This window comes from Micromonospora sp. NBRC 110009, from assembly GCF_030518795.1.
Lineage (GTDB): Bacteria > Actinomycetota > Actinomycetes > Mycobacteriales > Micromonosporaceae > Micromonospora.
In genome coordinates, this window is sequence record NZ_CP130427.1 from 1,698,345 (window position 1) to 1,716,377 (window position 18,033).

Here is an 18,033-nt window from a genome sequence, read left to right on the forward strand (position 1 = left end):
GGGTCACGCCGCCGTACCGCCCGCCTGGAGGAGCCGGTCCACCCGCGGCGACACGGCCGCCAGCAGCACGGCGACGACGACCACCGCCAGGCCGCAGAGCAGGAAGTAGAGCGGCAGCGGAAGCACACCGGTGAGGCGGTACAGCTGGTTGCCCGACACCACCCCGAAGGCCGCGAACAACCCGTACAGGCCCAGGAACTGTCCCCGGCGGCCGGGTGGTGCGAGCCGCGCGGCCAGGGCCAGGCCGACCGGCCCGACCACGATCTCCCCACCGGCCTGAAGCAGGTAGGCGCCCACCAGCCACCACGGTGACACCGGGCCACGCCCGGCCGCGGCCACGAGCACGAAGCTGCCCCCGGCCAGCGCCAGGGCCACGGCGAACCCCAGCGTCCGGGGTGACCGGCTCCGCCGCCCCCACCACCAGGCCGACAGGGGCGCCAGCAGCAGGACGAACAGCGGGTGCAGCGACTGGAACCAGGCGGCCGGGACCAACCAGCCGCCCACCTCGCGGTCGACGTCGTTCCGGGCGAACACGCCGAGGACCGACGTGTCCTGCGCGAAGATCATCCAGAAGCAGGACGAGGCCGCGAGCAGGATCACCAGGCCGATCGTGCGCCGCCGGTCGGGTCCGGTGATCCGTTCCCCCCGCAGCAGGTGCGCCACGAACGCCGCGGGGGCCGCGAGTGTGGACAGCCCCGGCGGGATCAGCACCTGCTGGGCGGTCACCAGCCGGTTCGCGGCGAGCAGCGCCACCGTCACCACGACGACGACCAGCACGACGGCCCACCGGACGCACCCCCGGCGGACGGCCGGCGACATCCGGTGTGCCGTCCGTTCCGTGCCGCCGCCCCGGGTGCCGACCACGAACCAGACCAGACCGGTGACCATGCCGGCTCCGGCCACCGCGAACCCGGCGTGCCAGCCGACCCGCTCGGCGACCGTGCCGACCACCAGGGGCGCGAGCAGGGCGCTCACCTGGATCGCGAGGTAGAAGAGCGAGAACGTCGCCTGCGTGTTCGCGCGCCCGCCGCGGGTCAGCGCGGCGAGCGCGGCCGTGGCCGGTTTCACCAGGCCCGTGCCACCGGCCACGCAGAGCAGCCCCACGTACGTCGCGGCGGTGGCGGGGACCGCCAGCGTCAGGTGGCCGGCCGCGACGAGCGCGCCCCCGGCGATCGCGGCCCGCCGGGGTCCGAGGAGCCGGTCGGTCAGCCACCCGCCGGGGAGGCCGGCCAGGAAGCCCAGCGACATGTACGCGCCGAACACCGCCGCGGCGTCCACCGCCGGCAGCCCGGCGCCACCCTCGCCGACCGGCGCGACGAGATACAGCACGAGGATCGTGGCCAGCCCGAAGAAACTGAACCGTTCCCACAGGTCGAGGGCGAACACGACGGCGAACGAGCGGTCCCGCCGCCCCGGACCGGCAGCGGGCGCGGCGGTGTCCGGGACGCGCCGCGCCGTCACACCCGCCGTGCTCACGACCGCCCGTCCCGGGGGGCGGAACCGGTCGCGTCGAACGACTGCAACAGCCGCCGCACCTCCGGCAGCCGCGCCCACAGCGCTCGCTCGACCTCCTCGGAGGTCCGCCAGGTGATCCCCGGCGCCGGCACGCCGAGTTGGGACGCGCCCACCGCCACCAGCCCTTCGAACAGCCTCCGGCCGAGGGCACGCCAGCTCCACCGCCCACCCGCACGACCCGCCACGGCTCAGGCCCCCACACTCTGTGGGTGCCGGAAGACGTTCTCCGGGTCGTAGCGACGCTTCACGTCCAGCAGCCGGGGATGGTTCTCCCCGAAGAACGCCGTCCGCCAGTGCGGCTCCGGCCGGGTGCTGGGGAAGTTGACGTACGAGCCGCAGGCCGTCGGGGCGAGTGCGGCCGCGGCCCGGTCGTTCCAGGCCCGCGCCTCCGCGATCCGGTCGGGCCCGGGTTGCGGCGCGCGGATCGCGTACTGGTAGCCGGCGAGGAACCGGGCGTTCCGGTGCACGTAGGCCGTCTCGGTCCGGGGCACCCGGTTGGCCTGCCCGCCCAGGGCGATGAACAACAGGTACCGCTCCTGGTCCAGCCCGGGGTCCCAGGCGGCGACCGCCGCCGCCGCCTCGTCACCGGTCATGGCCCGGTCGGTGAGCCGGTAGGTCCGCAGGGTCATCGGGTGGCGGTGACCCTTGGCCTCCGGACCGGTGCCCGTCCGGTGGCACTCCGCCACCGTCGCGTCCCCGCACAGGCTGCGGTGCATCGCGTCGGAGTACGGCTCCGGATCCCCGACGGTGCTCGTGCGGGGCCGGGTGCCCGCCCGGTGGGCCAGGCTCGCGAGCCCGCGCTCCACGTCGCCCCGGGATCCGAGGTGGACTCCCCAGATCCGGATGGTCGGCGTGTCGCCGGGCCGGAACGACGGCAGCACCACGAGCGAGGATCCCAGCTCGTCCGGGCCCTCCACGCACCACTGCTGCCACGCGGCGATAAGTTCGGCGCCGCGGTCCAGGTCCCAGACCGTGTCGTAGCGGACGAGCACCGGAGCGTCCACGGGGCGGACTTCGAAGCCCACCACGATCCCGAAGGTGCCGCCACCGCCGCCACGCAGCGCCCAGTACAGGTCGGGTTCCTCGTCGGCGGAACAGCGCACCACCCGCCCGTCGGCGAGCACCACCCGGGCCGCGGCCACGCGGTCGCTGCCGACCCCGAAGCGCCGGGTCTGCCAGCCCAGCCCGCCTCCGGTGAGGAAGCCGCCGGCCGCCACGGTGGGGAACGTCCCGGTGATGATCTGCCGCCCGTACGCCCGCAGCGCGGCGAGCGCGTCGACGGACTGCGTACCCGGGCCGAGGGCCACGGTGTCCCGGCCGACGGACACGGCGTTCATCCGGGAGAGGTCGACGACCAGCGCCTCCCCGGTCGACCAGCCGTTGTGGCTGTGCCCGCCGCTGCGGATCCGCAGCGGGATCCCGTGCTCCCGGGCGAAGCCGACGCAGGTGCGCACGTCCTCGGTGGAGGCGCAGTACGCGACCGCCAGGGGCGCGATCCGGTCGAACTCCATCTGCTGCAACCGCCGCGCGGCGTCGTACGCCGGATCCGCGGGCAGCACCAGGTCGCCGGCGAGGCGACCGCCGAGCCGGTGCCACCGGGCCGGCCGTACGGCGGGCAGGACATCGGCGCCGCGTGCTCGTTCTGGCATCTCCACTCCTGACGGGTCGGTCGGGGCGTCCCGCAGGTCAGTTCTCGACACCGAACTTGACGGCCGTGACCCGGGATCCGTCGTGGCTGCGCAGGGGCCGGCCCTGCGGGTCGTGGAACGTGGCCCCGCCGGAGCCCGTCCAGTGCGTGTCGGAGTCGAACGTGCCCGAGACCCGGATGTGTGCGGTGCCCTTGAACCCGCCGTGCTCGTCCGCGGCGAGGATGTGCGCGTTGTAGGTGAAGGTGTCGGGGCCGGTGGCGACCCAGTTGCCGAGCCCGATGTTCTTCGCGTTGAGCTGCGTGAGGATGACCCCGCCGTCGGCGGAGAAGGAGGACAGGCCGACGACCGGGGTGCCGTCGTTGTCGAGTTCCGTGGTCCACGTCCCCACCAGCCGGTCGGCGACACCACGTGCGGCGGTCGGCTCGATCAGGGTCTGCTGCGCGTTCTCGGTCATGGTCGTCCCCTCGGTGGAAAGCCTTCCCGTCACCCTCGCCGTGCACCCTCAAGACCGGCTCGAGGCCGCCTGGAGACCTCTTTGTCCCGGGACAACGCGAAGCGCCGGTCGCGCCCCCCGCGGGGGGGGCGGCGACCGGCGCCGTCGGCCGGTGACGGCCGGGCGGTCACGGGATGAGCACGACCTTGCCGAGCTGCGTACGGGCCTCCATCAGTTCGTGCGCCTTGACGACCTCGTCGAGGGGGAGCCGCGAGTGCACGATCGGACGGACCCTGCCGGAGGTGATCATGTCGAGCAGGTCCCGCTGGCCCGCGGCGATCGCCTCGGGGCGGTTGTAGATCATCGCGTACAGCGCGAACCCGGCGACCGTCTTCATCCGGCTCAGCGCCAGCGGGTGGATCGGCGGGACGTTGCCGCTCGCCGAACCGTAGAAGACCAGCCGGCCGAACTGGGCGGTGAGCTGGACGCTCTTGGTCAGGATGTCACCGCCCACCGTCTCCAGGACGACGTCCGCGCCCCGGCCGTCGGTGGCCGCGAGGACCTGCTGGTCCCAGTCGTCGTCGGTGTAGTTGATGGTGACGTCGGCGCCCAGGCCGCGGACGAAGTCGAGCTTCGCCTGGGTGCTGGCGGTGGCGATGACCTTGCCGGCGTCCATGGCCTTGGCGATCTGCACGGCGAGGTGGCCGACGCCGCCGGACGCCGCGTCGACAAGGATCGTCTCGCCGGGCTTGAGCTGCCCGGACTCCTTGATCGCGTGGTACGCGGTCTGCGCCGGACTGGGCAGCAGGGTCGCCTCGGCGGCGTCCAGGTCCGCCGGGATCCTGATCAGCCAGGACGCGGGCGCGACGACGTGGTCCGCGTACGCCCCCTGGTGGACGTCGACCACGACCCGGTCGCCGACCGCGACGCCGGTGACCCCCTCGCCGAGCGCCTCGACGGTGCCGGCGACGTCACCGCCCGGGCTGCCGGGAAGGTCGGCGTGACCGCCGATGCGGATGCCCTGCCGGCGCTGGACCTCCGCGAACGTGACGCCGATGGCCTCGGCCCGGATCAGCACCTCGCCGGGACCGGGCTGGGGCTTCTCCGTCTCTTCGATCCGGAGCACCGAGGGCGCCCCGTGTTCGTGATGGCGGACGATGCGCATGATTTCTCCCCTACTGGAGGCGACAGGCGTGCCCGGGCGGTGTCGCCAGCCCCGGACCGAGATCCAACATATGCATGATGTCATGCATTCGGTGGACAGCTTACACACGTCTCCGGTCGGTGCGGTACGGTCATGTCCGATCCGTTCCTCCGCTGCTCACCGAGGATTCGCCCATGACAACTGGCCCGCAGGACGAGACGCGGGCATCCGGCCTGCTCGACGAGGTGGGGCCGGCCTTCTCCCGTCTCCGCCGGGGAGCCGCGCTCAACGCCGAGAAGCCGATCGCCCGCAAGGACCTCAGTCGCAGCCTCGTGCTGGGTGTCACCGAGGAGGTCTCGGCACGGGAGGGCGACGAGACCACGGTCGGCACGATCGCCGAGCGCCTGGGCATCGACCCGTCCGCGGCCAGCCGACTGGTCTCGGACTGCATCAGCGAGGGCTACCTGCTCCGGACGGCCTCCCAGGTCGACGGGCGGCGCACCATCCTCCAGCTCACTCCCGCCGGCCGCGAGATGCTCACCAGCTTCCGGCGCCACCAGCGATCGGCCTACGAGCACATCACCCGGGACTGGTCCGACCACGACCGCCTCGAGTTCGCCCGGCTGCTCATCAAGTACGTGGACAGCCTCGCCCGCCTGCAGGCGCGCACCGACGGGAACTGACACGCCGCAGCGGGTTCACCACGCGACGTACTTGACGGAATTAGTTCGAGGCCCAACAATCAGCCTATGAACAACCGCGATCTGCCCGTGCCCGGCCGCCACGTGCCGTTGCACGAGCAGTCGGTCGGCCAGTTGTTCGCCACCGCCGCGAGGCTGTCGGGCAGCATGTGGGTGCGGCTGCTCAACGAACGCCTCGGCATCGGCTGGACGGCGTTCAACGTGCTCCTCCAGCTGGGGGCCGCCGACGGCCAGACGGCCAAGGAGATCGCACACGCGTCGATGGTGACGCCGTCCACCCTGACCGGCGTGGTGGACACCCTGGAGCGCGACGGCCTGATCGAGCGCCGCCGCTCCGACACGGACCGCAGGGTCATCCGTCTGCACCTCACCGAGGCGGGCCGGCAACGCCTCTCCCTCTCGGCGACCAAGCTCTCCGCCGAGTTCGACCAACTCTTCGACCACGTCGAGCCCGCGGACGAGGCGGCCATCCGTCGCTTCCTGCTGGGCGCCGTCGACCGCTTCTCGGCGGAGCTCGGCCTGCCGGGCACCCAGCTCGACGTGCACTAGCCACTCCGACTGGAGTCACCATGCTGATGCGGCTGCTTCGCATCCACCTGCCCGCGTACCGCACACCCATCGCGCTCGTGCTGCTGCTCCAACTGGCGCAGACCGCCGCGACCCTCTACCTGCCCACGCTCTATGCCGACATCATCAACCGGGGAGTCGTCCCCGGCGACACCGGCGTCATCATGCGGACCGGCGGCGTCATGCTCGGCGTGTCGGCCCTGCAGATCGTGGGTTCGCTCATCGCCGTCAACCTCGGCGCCCGGGTCGCCGTACGCGTCGGCCGGGACGTCCGGGCGAGCGTCTTCGACCGGGTCCTCACCTTCTCCGCCCGCGAGATGGGCACGTTCGGCGCCCCGTCACTGATCACCCGCAGCACGAACGACGTCCAGCAGGTCCAGATGCTCGTGCTGATGGCCCTCACGCTGATCGTCGTCGCGCCCATCACCTGCCTCGGCGGCATCGTCCTCGCCGCACGACAGGACGTGCCCAGCTCGGTCATCCTGCTCGTCGCCGTGCCCACGCTCGGTGCCGCCGTCGCGGCGATCCTCAGCCGGCTGAACCCGCAGTTCCGGCTCCTGCAGCAGCTGACCGACCGGATCACGACGGTCCTGCGTGAGCAGATCAACGGCGTCCGGGTGGTCCGGGCGTTCGTGCGCGACGACGCCGAACAGGACCGGTACACCGCCGTCAACAGCGACATCTCCACCGTCTCCCTGCGCGTCGGCCGGCTGATGGCCCTGATGTACCCGACCGTGCTGCTGGTGATGAACGGCTCGGCCGTGGCGGTGCTGTGGCTGGGCGCCGGCCGGGTCGCCGACGGCAGCCTCGGAGTCGGCTCCCTGACGGCGTTCCTCACCTACCTCGTGCAGATCCTCATGGCCGTCATGTCCGCGACGTTCATGCTGATGATGGTGCCCCGGGCCGAGGTGTGCGCCGAGCGCATCCTCGAGGTGCTCGACACCCGCTCCCACGTGGAGCCGCCGGCCGAGCCGGTCACGACGCCCCCGATCCACGCCGACCTCGAGGTGCGGAAGGTCGAGTTCCGGTACCCCGGCGCCGAGCAGCCGGTGCTCAGCGAGGTGGACCTCCAGGCCCGGCCCGGCCGGACCACGGCCATCGTGGGCAGCACCGGCAGCGGCAAGACGACCCTGCTGAACCTCGTCCCGCGCCTGGTCGACGCCACCGCGGGCAGCGTCCGGATCGGCGGGCACGACGTCCGTTCCCTCGACCGGGCGGCACTGTCCACAATGGTGGGTCTGGTGCCGCAGCGACTGTACCTCTTCTCCGGCACGGTCGCCTCCAACCTGCGCTACGGCAGGCCGGACGCGACCGACGACGACCTGTGGCGTGCCCTCGACCTCGCCCAGGCCCGCGACTTCGTGGCCCGGATGCCCGGTGGTCTCGACGCCGAGATCGCCCAGGGCGGCACCAACGTCTCGGGTGGCCAGCGGCAGCGCCTCGCCATCGCCCGCACCCTGGTGCAGCGGCCCCGGATCTACCTCTTCGACGACTCGTTCTCCGCTCTCGACTACGCCACCGACAAGGCGTTGCGGGCCGCGCTGTCCGAGGTGACCGCCGACGCGACGGTCGTCATCGTCGCTCAACGCATCAGCACGATCCGCGACGCCGACCGGATCGTGGTGCTCGACGACGGCCGCGTCGTCGGCGCCGGGAGCCACCGGGAGCTGATGCGGACCTGCTCCACGTACCGGGAGATCGTCCTCTCCCAGCAGACCGAGATGGAGGCCGCCTGATGGCCGGCACGGACACCAGACCCGCGCACCCGGTGCCCCGGGGCCAACGCCCGCCGGGCCGTCCCCCCGGGGGCTCTCCGTCCGGCGGGGGCGGGCAGCGCGGCGGCAGAGCCACCGCGGGCGACTTCTCCGGCACCACCCGCCGGCTGCTCAGCATGCTGGCGCCCGAACGATGGCTGATGGCCGGTTCGCTGCTCGTCTGCGCGGCCAGCGTCACCCTGTCGGTCCTCGGACCGAAGGTGCTCGGCCGCGCCACCGACCTGATCTTCGCCGACTTCGTCGCCGGCCGGCTGCCGGCCGGCCAGACCACGGCGGAGGCGGCGGAGCTGCTGCGTGCCCGCGGCCACCGGGCCCAGGCCGACGCGATGACCGCCGCACACGCCGTGCCGGGCCAGGGTGTCGAGTTCACCCGCATCCGGAACGTGCTCATCCTGGCGGCCGCCGTCTACCTGGTGGCGGCTCTGCTCATCCTCGTGCAGGGCCGGTTGACCGCCGTCGTGGTGCAACGGGCCGGTTACCGGCTGCGCGACCGGGCCGAGGCGAAGCTCGCCCGGTTGCCGCTCGCCTACTTCGACCGGCACCCGCACGGCGAGGTCCTCAGCAGGGTGACCAACGACATCGACAACGTCAACCAGAGCCTCCAGCAGACGCTCAGTCAGATCGTCAACTCCGTGATCACGGTGATCGCCGTCCTCGTCGTCATGTGCGTCATCTCGCCGCTGCTCGCCGTGATCGCCCTGGTCTCCCTGCCGGCCTCGATCTACCTGGCCGCCGCCGTCGGCAGGCGCGCCCAGGCGCACTTCCGGAGCCAGTGGGCGGTCACCGGCCGGCTCAACGGCCACATCGAGGACATGTACACCGGCCACGCCCTGGTCACCGTGTTCGGCCGGCAGCGGGAGGCGGCGGCGACGTTCCGGGAGCACAACGAGGCCCTCACCACCTCCAGCTTCCGGGCGCAGTTCGTGTCCGGGGCGATCCAGCCCGTGATGCTGTTCGTCGGCAACCTCAACTACGTCCTGGTCGCGGTCGTCGGCGCGCTGCGGGTCTCCGCCGGGGCGCTCTCCATCGGCGACGTCCAGGCGTTCATGCAGTACTCGCGCCAGTTCAGCGCGCCGCTCGGGCAGATGTCGAGCATGGCGAACGTCATCCAGTCGGGGGTCGCCTCCGCCGAACGCGTCTTCGCCCTCCTCGACGAGCCGGAGCAGTCGCCCGACGTGACCCCGCCGGCGCGCCCCGACCGCGTCCGCGGCCGGGTCGAGTTCGAGGACGTGTCGTTCAGCTACACGCCCGGCACCCCGCTGATCGAGCGGCTCAACCTGTCGGTCGAGCCCGGGCAGTCCATCGCCGTCGTCGGTCCGACGGGCGCCGGCAAGACCACACTGGTCAACCTGTTGATGCGGTTCTACGAGGTGGACCAGGGCCGGATCCTGCTCGACGGCGTGGACATCGCCCGGATGCGGCGCGATGAACTACGGTCCCACATCGGCATGGTGCTGCAGGACTCCATGCTGTTCGGCGGCACGATCGCGCAGAACATCGCCTACGGCGCTCCGGGGGCGTCCCGGGAGCAGATCGTCCAGGCGGCTCGGGCGACCCACGTCGACCGGTTCGTCCGGACGCTGCCGCAGGGGTACGACACCGTGCTCGACGAGGAGAACGCCACGGTCAGTGCCGGCGAGCGGCAGCTCATCACCATCGCCCGGGCGTTCCTCGCCGACCGTGCCATCCTCGTCCTCGACGAGGCGACCAGCTCGGTGGACACCCGCACCGAGGTGCTGATCCAGGAGGCGATGCACTCGTTGCGGCAGGGACGCACCAGTTTCGTCATCGCCCACCGCCTGTCGACGATCCGCGACGCCGACACCATCCTCGTGTTGGACGGCGGCCGCATCGTCGAGCGCGGCACGCACGACGAGCTGATCGACGCGGGCGGGACGTACTCCCGCCTGTACGCCGCCCAGTTCGCGGAGACGCCGGCCCCGGTCGACTGACCCGGCGCCGCCACCCGGGCCCGGGCGCCCCTCCGCGGGGCGCCCGGGCCCGGGTGGCGGGGTGGTCAGCCGCCGGCGGGCGGCCGTACGGTCATGCCGACGTTCTCCAGCCCGGAGTAGTCGACGACCTCCCAGTGCTCGGCGACCCGGCCCGACACCATCCGGAACACGTCCGAGGTGTACATCAGCAGCCGCTTGCCGGTCGGCCGGCGGCCCCGGGACAGGCCGGTGAAGTGGCCGCGCCAGGTCGCGAACACCATCACGCGGTCACCCGAGGCCAGGATGTGGTCGACCGTCGCGGTCAGGTCCGGGAACGCGGCGAAGTTGCCGGCGAAGTAGAGCCGGAACGCCTCGACGCCGTTCGGCACCGCCGGCACCTGCGCATTGTGGTGCAGGTAGTCGTGCTCGTAGTAGTCGTCCGCGCGGTCCAGCCGGTGCTCGCTGAGCACCTCCCGGTACGCCGCGAGGACGCGCGTGGCGTTGGCGCGCTCCACGGGGGTGTGCGGCCCGGACAGCTCCGGTCGCGCCGGCCCCGGCTCCTGCAACGGTTGCAGGCCGAAAGTCCGCAGGATCGAGTAGTCGACCACGGCCGCGTGCTCCACGACGCGGCCGTCGGCACCCAGGCGGAACAGCTCGCTGGTGTGCAGCTCCAGCGCACGCCGGTCGGCCGGACGCCCGGCGAACTCGCCACGCTGCCGGCCACGCCAGGTCAGGAAGGCCATCACCCGGTCGTTGTCCGCGACCGCCGTCTCGATCGTCACGCTGAGGTCGGGGAAGCCGGTGACCAGCTCGCGCCAGAACGTCCGGCGGCCGTCGCGCCCCGGCACCACCCGCGGATCGTGGTCCCGGCCGGCCGGGTCGTAGTAGGCGTCGAGCCGGTCGAACCGGTGGCCGTTGTGGATCTCCGCGACGAGCCTGCGGAGCGTCCGCTCCGACAAGACCGGCGCCGGGTCGCGGCGGGCCGGCTCGATGTGGGGCTGCGGTGTCATGGTGCCTCGTACCTCCTGACGAGGGGCGGAAGGGCAGCGGTGCCCACCTGCCGTCGGGCTGGTGGGCACCGGTGGGCGGGCGTGTGCCGCTCAGCTCACCGGTCGGCAGGTGCCGGTGACGAGGACGCCGGAGTCGTGCGGTGCGACCGGCGTGTCCGCGCCGACGTTGCCGACCAGCGCGCCGGGGTCGACGTCCACCCGGCCGGCGTAGAGCGCGGTCAGCTGCGAGGTCCTGTCGTCCTGGTCGATCACCACACCCACCAGCACGCCGTCGAACTTCGCGGCGCCCTCCGTCTCGAGCTGGAGGAGCGTGGCCCGCACCTTGACCCGCCCGGACGCCGGGTCCGTGATCACCACGTCACCCGTCGAACGGCCGATGCCCTTGCGCACCGAGAACAGCACCGACGTGCGCATCGTGAGCGTGCCGGTCAGCCGCGGGTCCGCGCTGACCGCCTGACCGGCCAGGTCGACCTTGATCTGGATGATGCCGGGCGAGTCGGCGCACCGGGTGGCCGTGGGCGCCGCCGTCCGGCTGGCTTGCAGGTCGATCTGCGCAGCGTCGAGCGTGACCGGGGTGACGGTGGGTGTGTCGGTGGCCCGGCCCGCGGCGTGCGCGGGCACCGCACCGGCGAGAGCCAGGTCGATGACGGCGGCGGCGACGAGGGCCCTACGGAAACGATGCACGTCGAATTCCCCTCCAGGCATGGTGGCGCCGGCGTCCGCCGGCGGCCGCGCGGCTCCGCCGCGTGGCGCTCCACGGTGGCGCATGCCGCTGGAGCCCTGCTCGAAACCGTCCCCACGGCGGAGGCCAGCGGTAATCGAGCGAATGTCGAGGCCCGATCCGCATGCTCGCTGCGAGCCGCCGAGGCGCGGCACCGCAGGAAGCCACCAGCCCGATTGGAGCCCGCGACAGTGCCCGAACCCGACGCGGACCTCGACCTGCCCCCCTCGCCGGAGCATTACGTCCCCCGGATACTCGACGTCGCCCGCGGGCGCGCCGACGCGCCCGTCCTGCGGTGGCGGGACCAGGACGTCTCCGGTACGTCGCTCGCGGCGACCGTCCAGGCGACCGCGGCGGCCCTGCGCGATCTCGGGCTCCGGCCCGACGACACGGTCGGGATCCTGATCGGCGGCAACCGGCCGGCGACGTTGACCACCCGCTATGCGGCCCACCTCCTGGGCACCTCGGTGGTCCACGTCAGCGGGGTCACCCCGGGCACCAGCGGACCCGGGCTGCCCCTGGAGGCGCAGGCCCGGATGCTGCGCGAGGCGAACGCGTCCGTGCTCGTGACGGATGAGGAGCACGCCGAACGCTCGGCCCGGCTCCGGGACGTACTGCCCGGTCTGCGCCTCCTGACCGCACCCGGCGGCCCGGACCCGGCCGGCGGCACCCTGGCGGCCGCCCTCACCCCGCGACGGCCTCGAACGGCCAACGTGACCTACACCAGCGGCAGCACCGGCCGGCCGAAGGGCGTCTGCATGCCGTTCGAGGGGTGGAACGCCACCGTGCTGTGGGCCGCCTCCGCGGTCCCGTCCGGCGCCGCGATCACGTTCCTCGCCGTGAGCCCGCTCAGCCACTCGGTCGGCCTGGTCGTCGACATCATGATCGCTGCGGGTGGGACGGTGCTGCTCCACGAGGGCTTCGACGCCGGCACCGTCCTGCGGGACATCGCACGGCACCGGGTGACCGGCACCATGATCGGCGTACCGAATCTCTACGCCCTGCTCGACCACCCGGACCTGCCCCACACCGACCTGACGTCACTGCGGCAGCTGCTGTACGTGGGCTGTCCCGCGTCGCCGGCCCGGCTCGCGCAGGCGCTGCCGTTCCTCGGCCACGCGCTCACCCAGAACTACGGCACCACGGAGGCCGGCCGGATCACCGTCCTGAGCCCGGCGGACCACCACCGCCCGGACCTTCTCGGCACGGTCGGGCGGCCGAGCCCCGACGTGGCGATCCGGATCTGCGACCCGGACTCCGGCCGGGTCCTCGGGCCGGGAGAGCTCGGCGAGGTCTGCGTGCGCTCGACCAACATGATGACCGGCTACCTGGACGATCCGGACCTCACCGCGCACGTCCTGCGGGACGGCTGGCTGCGCACCGGCGACCTGGGACGGCTGGACGCCGAGGGCTACCTGCGGCTGTCCGGCCGGATCGGCGACGTGATCAAGGCCGGGGACGTCAAGGTCTACCCGGCCGAGGTGGAGCACGTCCTCGCCGGCCATCCGGACGTCGTGGACGCCTGCGTCTACGCGTACCGGGACGACAACGGTCTCGAGCAGGTCCACGCCGCCGTCGTGCCGCGCCCCGGCGGCACCTACGACGCCGACGCGCTCCGCCGGCACGTGGCGGCGACGATGACGGCGAAGCACGCGCCGACGGTGTTCGTGCGCTGCGACCGGCTGCCCGTCACCCCTTCAGGCAAGGTCGACCGCCGGCAGGTGCGGCGGCTCGGCCTCCGTCACCCCCGATCAGGAAGTGAGCACCCGTCATGACCTCGGACACCGGAACCCGCCGCCGTCTCGCGGACGACCTGCCCGCCCTGTCCCGCCTCGCCCTGCACCCGGACGAGCCGGAACATGCCGGGCGGGACGACGGTACGCCGCCACCGACGGAGACCCTGGCGACCCTCTTCGAACGGCAGGCGCGCCGGCGGCCCGGCGGCACCGCGCTCGTCCTCCAGGACGCGATCCTCACGTACGACGAGGTCGACCGCCGGGCCAACCGGCTCGCCCGGTTGCTGGCCGGCCGGGGCGCCGGCCCCGAGCGGGTGGTCGCGCTCGCCCTGCCCCGCTCCGCCGACATGATCATCGCGATGCTGGCGGTCACCAAGGCCGGTGCCGCGTTCCTCCCGGTCGACCCGGACTACCCGGCCGACCGCATCGCCTTCATGATCCGGGACGCCGCTCCCGCCCTGGTCTGCAGCACCTCGGCGGCGGCGACCCGGCTGCCCGCGGGGCCTCCGCTCGTCCTGCTGGACGGTCCCGACACCACGGCCGCGCTGAGCGGCCTGCCCGACGCCGGTCTCGCCGGCGCCGTCCCGCCGCCGTCCCCCGCCGGCCTGGCGTACGTCATCTACACCTCGGGCTCGACGGGCACGCCGAAGGGTGTGGCGGTCACCCACGGCGGGGTGGGCGCCCTCGCGGCCGCGAACAGCGAACGGATGGCGGTCGGTGAGGAGAGCCGCGTCCTGCAGTTCTCGTCACCCAGCTTCGACGCGATCGTCTTCGAACTGCTCGCCACCTTCGCGGCCGGGGCCGCACTGGTGATCCCGCCGCCGCGCACGCTGGCCGGCGAGGCGCTGGCCGCGGTCGTCACCGAACACCAGGTCACCCACGCCGTCCTCCCGCCGGTGGCCGCGGGCAGTGTGTCCGCCGCCGGGCTGCCCGGCCTGCGCAGCCTGCTGGTCGCCGGCGAGGCCTGCTCAGGCGACCTCGTGGCCCGGTGGTCTCCCGGCCGCCGCATGATCAACGCGTACGGGCCGACCGAGACGACCGTCTGCGCCACCATGACCGGCCCCCTGTCCGGCTCGACGGCCCCGTCGATCGGCCGTCCCATCCCCGGCGCCGCCGTGCACGTGCTGGACGACGGGCTCCGTCCGGTCGCCCCGGGAACGCCGGGTGAGCTGTACGTCAGCGGTGACCTGCTGGCCCGCGGGTACCTGCGGCGGCCCGCGCTGACCGCCGAGCGGTTCGTGGCGGACCCGTTCGCGGGCGACGGATCGCGCATGTACCGGACCGGCGACCTGGTGTCCCGGACACCGGACGGCGACCTCGTGTTCCACGGGCGCGTCGACGACCAGGTCAAGGTGCGCGGCTTCCGGATCGAACTCGGTGAGATCGAAGCCGTCCTGACCGGGCATCCCGCGGTGGACCGCGCCGTCGCCGTGGTACGCGAGGACCAGCCGGGAACCCAGCAGATCGTCGCGTACCTGATCACGGTGGACCGCACCGCCCCGCCCGCGGCCGAACTCCGGGAGTTCGCGAGCCGCTTCCTCCCCGAGCACATGGTCCCCACCGCCTACGTCGTGGTCGACTCGTTCCCCGTGACGCCGAGCGGCAAGCTCGACCGCGGGGCGCTGCCCGCACCGGATCGGAGCCCGGCGACGGGACGCGAGCCCAGCACGCCGGCCGAGGAGGCGTTCCGCACGATATTCGCCGAGATCCTGCAGGTCCCGCAGGTGCCCGTCGAGGGCAACTTCTTCGAGCTGGGCGGCAACAGCCTGCTCGCCATTCCGGTCATCCAGAAGGCTCGCGAGTTCGGCCTGGCGATCACGCCGAGGCAACTCATCGAGAACCCGACCATCGAGAAGCTGGCGGCGGTCGCCCGCCCCGTCGGCCAGTAGGAGGACACGACGTGACCACACGACGCATGATCTCCCCCGACGAGCTCGAGGAGATCGACCTCGCCGACCCACGGCTGCACGCCGAGTACGAGCTCGACGAGGTCTGGCGCTACCTGCGCGCCGAACGGCCGTTCTACTGGCAGTCGGAGCGCGGCAGCCAGCCGGGCTTCTGGGTGATCACCCGCCACGAGGACGCGATGGCGGTCTACAAGGACAAGGAGCACTTCACCACCGAGGACGGCAACGCGCTGAGCAGCCTCCTGACCAACGGCGACTCGGCCGCCGGGACGATGCTCGCGGTGACCGACGGCGTCCGGCACGCGCAGATCCGGAACATCCTCATGAGGGCCTTCTCGCCGCGCATGCTGCGTGACATCGGCGCGTCCGTGCGGCAGACGGTGGACAAGCTCCTCACCGAGGCCCTCAGCCGCGACGAGTGCGACTTCGCCCACGACGTAGCCGGCAGCATCCCGCTCGGCGCCATCTGCGACCTGCTCGCGGTCCCCCACTCGGACCGCAGGTACCTGCTCGGCCTGACGGCACACGCCTGGAGCTCGGACTACGCCGACGCACCGCCGGCGGACAGCTGGGCGGCGAAGAACGAGATCCTGCTGTACTTCTCGGACCTCGCCCGCAGCCGCCACGACAGCGCCCACAACGACGTGGTCAGCCTGCTGGCCAACAGCCAGGTCGACGGCGAGCGGCTCGACGACGCCGAGCTGATGGCCAACTGCTACGGCCTCATGATCGGCGGTGACGAGACCGGACGGCACGCGATCACCGGCAGCGTGCTGGCCCTCATGCGGCACCCCGACCAGTGGCAGGCCCTCAAACGCGGCGAGGTCGACCTCGGCACCGCCGCCGACGAGGTTCTGCGCTGGACGGTGCCGTCGCTGCACGGCGGCCGCATGACGACCGGCGACGTCGTGGTGAACGGCCAGCTGATCCGGACCGGTGAGCCGGTCAGCGTCTGGATCTACTCGGCGAACCGGGACGAGCGGGTGTTCGACGACCCGGACCGCTTCGACCTGTCCCGCAGGCCGAACAAGCACCTCACCTTCGCCTTCGGCTCGCACTACTGCCTCGGCGCCCACCTCGCGAAGATCGAGGTCGAGGCGGTCCTGGACGGTCTGCGCCGGATGGTCGGCGGCATGACGCAGACCGGCCCCGAGCAGTGGATCTACTCCACCATCCTGCACGGCATGCACTCGCTGCCGGTGTCCCTGCAACCTGACCGCGCGGACGTGGCCACGGCTGGCGCCGGCTCGGCCGGCACCCGGCACCCGGGGTGACGCATCCGCTGCGGCAAGGAAGGATCGCTGTGCCCCACCCCTTCGAGAACGAGGACGGCACCTACCTGGTGCTGCTCAACGACGAGCACCAGTACTCGCTCTGGCCCGGGTCCGCCCCGGTCCCCGGCGGCTGGCGGATCGTGGAAGGCCCGGCGAGCCGGGCCGCCTGCCTCGCCCACATCGAGCGGCACTGGATCGACATGCGTCCGAAGAGCCTGGCCGACACGGCGGCCGGCTAGATGGATCGGGAGCAACGCCTCGTCGCCGTCGTCACCGGCGCGGGACGAGGCATCGGCGCCGCCACCGCGCGCCGTCTGTCAGCAGACGGCGCCGCGGTGGCGGTCGTCGACCGCAGCGTGCCGGGGACCCACGACACGGTCGGCGAGATCGAGGCGGCGGGTGGCCGGGCGATCGGTGTCGCCTGTGACGTCGCCGCCGCCGACCAGGTGGAGGCGGCGTTCGACCGTGTGGTGGACGCGTTCGGCCGGGTCGACGTGCTGGTGAACAACGCCGGGGTCATCCGGGACAACCTGCTCTTCATGATGAGCGAGCAGGACTGGGACACGGTCCTGCGCGTGCACCTGCGCGGTACGTTCCTGTGCGTTCGCGCGGCGCAGCGGCACATGGCGCGGCGCGGCGGCGGCCGGATCGTCAACCTGAGCTCCATCGCGGCGCGGGGCAACCGTGGCCAGGCCAACTACTCGACGGCCAAGGCCGCGGTACAGGGCCTGACCCGCACCTTCGCCGCCGAACTCGGGCCGCACGGCATCACCGTCAACGCCATCGCGCCGGGTTTCATCGCCACCCCCATGACCGACGAGACCGCCCGGCGGATGGGCCGCGACCCCGACGAGTTCCGCCACGACACGGCGGCACGGGTGCCGCTACGGCGGGTCGGCTCCCCGGACGACATCGCGGGCGTCGTCGCCTTCCTGGCCGGCCCCGACGCGGCGTACATCACCGGCCAGACCATCCACGTCGACGGCGGTCATCCGTGACCGCGGTGAAGGGACCGGCCGTGCCAGGTACGACGATCGTGACGGGCGCCCACCTCGACGGCCTCGGCGCCGCCGCCGCCGTCCGGCTGGCGGAGACCGGCTCGGACGTCGCGCTGATCTTTCCCGACTCGGCCACCCGCGCGGACACGATGCGCCGACTCACCGCCCTGCCGGTGCGGTCGCTGGCGATCGGCGCGGACGTCACCGACGCGGACGCGGTGGCCGCGGCACTCCAGCGGGTGTCTTCGTCGCTGGGTGACCCCGGCGTGCTCGTCACCGTCGTCGGGCCGGCCGCGCCGGGGCCGCTGCGCGAGCTGTCCGACGCGGCGTGGGACGTGTCGGTCGAGCTGCAGTTGCGGGGCCTGTTCCTGATGACCAGAGCGGTGCTGGACCCGATGACCCGCATCGGGTCGGGCCGGGTCGTCACCGTCACCGGCGCGGACGGCGCCGTCCGCGCCGGGCTGGTCGGCTTCACCCGCACGACCGCGCTGGAACTGGCGCCGTTCGGCGTCACCGCGAACCTCGTCACGTCGACGCTCGGCGGCTCGGGCGACCCGGAGCAGGTGGCGGCGCTGATACCGCTCCTCGTCGGCCCGGCGGCCGCCGCCGTGTCGGGTCAGATGATCGACGTGGGGGGCGGCCCGGCATCGTGACCCGCCCGCCGGCGGCGCC

17 protein-coding genes are annotated in these 18,033 nt (G+C 72.9%); 10 read left to right on the forward strand and 7 right to left on the reverse strand.

Annotated elements, in window-relative coordinates:
• Positions 1 to 3: 3 nt before the first annotated feature.
• The 5 genes from Q2K19_RS08105 to Q2K19_RS08125 form a co-directional block, all read right to left on the reverse strand.
• A complete protein-coding gene (locus Q2K19_RS08105; RefSeq protein ID WP_302769035.1) occupies positions 4 to 1,476 on the reverse strand; it encodes a peptide MFS transporter in 1,473 nt (490 codons plus the stop codon).
• On the reverse strand, positions 1,473 to 1,700 hold the full coding sequence (locus Q2K19_RS08110) for a hypothetical protein (RefSeq protein WP_302769037.1): 228 nt from the start codon (positions 1,698 to 1,700) through the stop codon (positions 1,473 to 1,475). The genes Q2K19_RS08105 and Q2K19_RS08110 overlap by 4 nt, the downstream gene beginning before the upstream one ends.
• A gap of 3 nt (positions 1,701 to 1,703) precedes the next feature.
• A complete protein-coding gene (locus Q2K19_RS08115) occupies positions 1,704 to 3,164 on the reverse strand; it encodes an FAD-binding oxidoreductase (protein ID WP_302769039.1) in 1,461 nt (486 codons plus the stop codon).
• A gap of 37 nt (positions 3,165 to 3,201) precedes the next feature.
• Positions 3,202 to 3,618, reverse strand: a complete 417-nt coding sequence (locus Q2K19_RS08120; RefSeq protein WP_302769042.1) for a hypothetical protein — start codon at positions 3,616 to 3,618, stop codon at positions 3,202 to 3,204.
• 166 nt (positions 3,619 to 3,784) lie between these two features.
• Positions 3,785 to 4,762 carry a quinone oxidoreductase family protein gene (locus Q2K19_RS08125; RefSeq protein ID WP_302769045.1) on the reverse strand — a complete coding sequence of 326 codons (978 nt, stop codon included), beginning with the start codon at positions 4,760 to 4,762 and terminating at the stop codon, positions 3,785 to 3,787.
• 173 nt (positions 4,763 to 4,935) lie between these two features.
• Here Q2K19_RS08125 and Q2K19_RS08130 point away from each other — a divergent pair, with 173 nt between their 5' ends.
• From Q2K19_RS08130 to Q2K19_RS08145, 4 genes are all read left to right on the forward strand, one after another.
• Positions 4,936 to 5,424, forward strand: coding sequence for a MarR family winged helix-turn-helix transcriptional regulator (locus tag Q2K19_RS08130; RefSeq protein ID WP_302769049.1), 489 nt, complete (start codon positions 4,936 to 4,938; stop codon positions 5,422 to 5,424).
• Positions 5,425 to 5,490: 66 nt separating this feature from the next.
• A complete protein-coding gene (locus Q2K19_RS08135; RefSeq protein ID WP_302769051.1) occupies positions 5,491 to 5,991 on the forward strand; it encodes a MarR family winged helix-turn-helix transcriptional regulator in 501 nt (166 codons plus the stop codon).
• A gap of 20 nt (positions 5,992 to 6,011) precedes the next feature.
• The gene (locus tag Q2K19_RS08140; RefSeq protein ID WP_302769054.1) at positions 6,012 to 7,745 is read left to right on the forward strand and encodes an ABC transporter ATP-binding protein; all 1,734 of its coding nucleotides are present in this window, start codon (positions 6,012 to 6,014) and stop codon (positions 7,743 to 7,745) included.
• Positions 7,745 to 9,736, forward strand: coding sequence for an ABC transporter ATP-binding protein (locus tag Q2K19_RS08145; RefSeq protein ID WP_302769056.1), 1,992 nt, complete (start codon positions 7,745 to 7,747; stop codon positions 9,734 to 9,736). Before Q2K19_RS08140 ends, Q2K19_RS08145 begins: the two co-directional genes overlap by 1 nt.
• A gap of 65 nt (positions 9,737 to 9,801) precedes the next feature.
• On the opposite strand, the gene Q2K19_RS08150 is transcribed toward Q2K19_RS08145, so the two are convergent.
• On the reverse strand, positions 9,802 to 10,725 hold the full coding sequence (locus Q2K19_RS08150) for an ester cyclase family protein (protein WP_302769059.1): 924 nt from the start codon (positions 10,723 to 10,725) through the stop codon (positions 9,802 to 9,804).
• Between the two features lie 90 nt (positions 10,726 to 10,815).
• Entirely contained in the window at positions 10,816 to 11,409 is a 594-nt protein-coding gene (locus tag Q2K19_RS08155) for a hypothetical protein (protein ID WP_302769062.1), read from the reverse strand.
• A 228-nt stretch (positions 11,410 to 11,637) separates the two neighbouring features.
• On the opposite strand from Q2K19_RS08155, the gene Q2K19_RS08160 reads away from it, so the two are divergent.
• The 6 genes from Q2K19_RS08160 to Q2K19_RS08185 are packed head-to-tail and all read left to right on the forward strand — an operon-like array spanning position 11,638 to position 18,014.
• Complete coding sequence (locus tag Q2K19_RS08160) at positions 11,638 to 13,221, forward strand: class I adenylate-forming enzyme family protein (protein WP_302769065.1); 1,584 nt, start codon at positions 11,638 to 11,640, stop codon at positions 13,219 to 13,221.
• Positions 13,218 to 15,071, forward strand: coding sequence for an amino acid adenylation domain-containing protein (locus Q2K19_RS08165; RefSeq protein WP_302769068.1), 1,854 nt, complete (start codon positions 13,218 to 13,220; stop codon positions 15,069 to 15,071). Before Q2K19_RS08160 ends, Q2K19_RS08165 begins: the two co-directional genes overlap by 4 nt.
• Positions 15,072 to 15,082: 11 nt before the next feature.
• Entirely contained in the window at positions 15,083 to 16,363 is a 1,281-nt protein-coding gene (locus Q2K19_RS08170; RefSeq protein WP_302769071.1) for a cytochrome P450, read from the forward strand.
• 29 nt (positions 16,364 to 16,392) lie between these two features.
• A complete protein-coding gene (locus Q2K19_RS08175) occupies positions 16,393 to 16,602 on the forward strand; it encodes an MbtH family protein (RefSeq protein ID WP_302769074.1) in 210 nt (69 codons plus the stop codon).
• A complete protein-coding gene (gene fabG, locus Q2K19_RS08180; RefSeq protein ID WP_302769077.1) occupies positions 16,603 to 17,361 on the forward strand; it encodes a 3-oxoacyl-ACP reductase FabG in 759 nt (252 codons plus the stop codon).
• A 20-nt stretch (positions 17,362 to 17,381) separates the two neighbouring features.
• Positions 17,382 to 18,014, forward strand: a complete 633-nt coding sequence (locus tag Q2K19_RS08185; RefSeq protein WP_302769079.1) for an SDR family oxidoreductase — start codon at positions 17,382 to 17,384, stop codon at positions 18,012 to 18,014.
• The last annotated feature ends 19 nt before the right edge of the window (positions 18,015 to 18,033 follow it).

Excerpts from the sequence above, each read along its gene's own strand:
- Q2K19_RS08115 (WP_302769039.1), bottom strand. The coding sequence starts at position 3,164 with ATGCCAGAACGAGCACGCGGCGCCGATGTCCTGCCCGCCGTACGGCCG.
- Q2K19_RS08120 (WP_302769042.1), bottom strand. The coding sequence starts at position 3,618 with ATGACCGAGAACGCGCAGCAGACCCTGATCGAGCCGACCGCCGCACGT.
- Q2K19_RS08125 (WP_302769045.1), bottom strand. The coding sequence starts at position 4,762 with ATGCGCATCGTCCGCCATCACGAACACGGGGCGCCCTCGGTGCTCCGG.
- Q2K19_RS08130 (WP_302769049.1), top strand. The coding sequence starts at position 4,936 with ATGACAACTGGCCCGCAGGACGAGACGCGGGCATCCGGCCTGCTCGAC.
- Q2K19_RS08135 (WP_302769051.1), top strand. The coding sequence starts at position 5,491 with ATGAACAACCGCGATCTGCCCGTGCCCGGCCGCCACGTGCCGTTGCAC.
- Q2K19_RS08140 (WP_302769054.1), top strand. The coding sequence starts at position 6,012 with ATGCTGATGCGGCTGCTTCGCATCCACCTGCCCGCGTACCGCACACCC.
- Q2K19_RS08145 (WP_302769056.1), top strand. The coding sequence starts at position 7,745 with ATGGCCGGCACGGACACCAGACCCGCGCACCCGGTGCCCCGGGGCCAA.
- Q2K19_RS08150 (WP_302769059.1), bottom strand. The coding sequence starts at position 10,725 with ATGACACCGCAGCCCCACATCGAGCCGGCCCGCCGCGACCCGGCGCCG.
- Q2K19_RS08165 (WP_302769068.1), top strand. The coding sequence starts at position 13,218 with ATGACCTCGGACACCGGAACCCGCCGCCGTCTCGCGGACGACCTGCCC.
- fabG (WP_302769077.1), top strand. The coding sequence starts at position 16,603 with ATGGATCGGGAGCAACGCCTCGTCGCCGTCGTCACCGGCGCGGGACGA.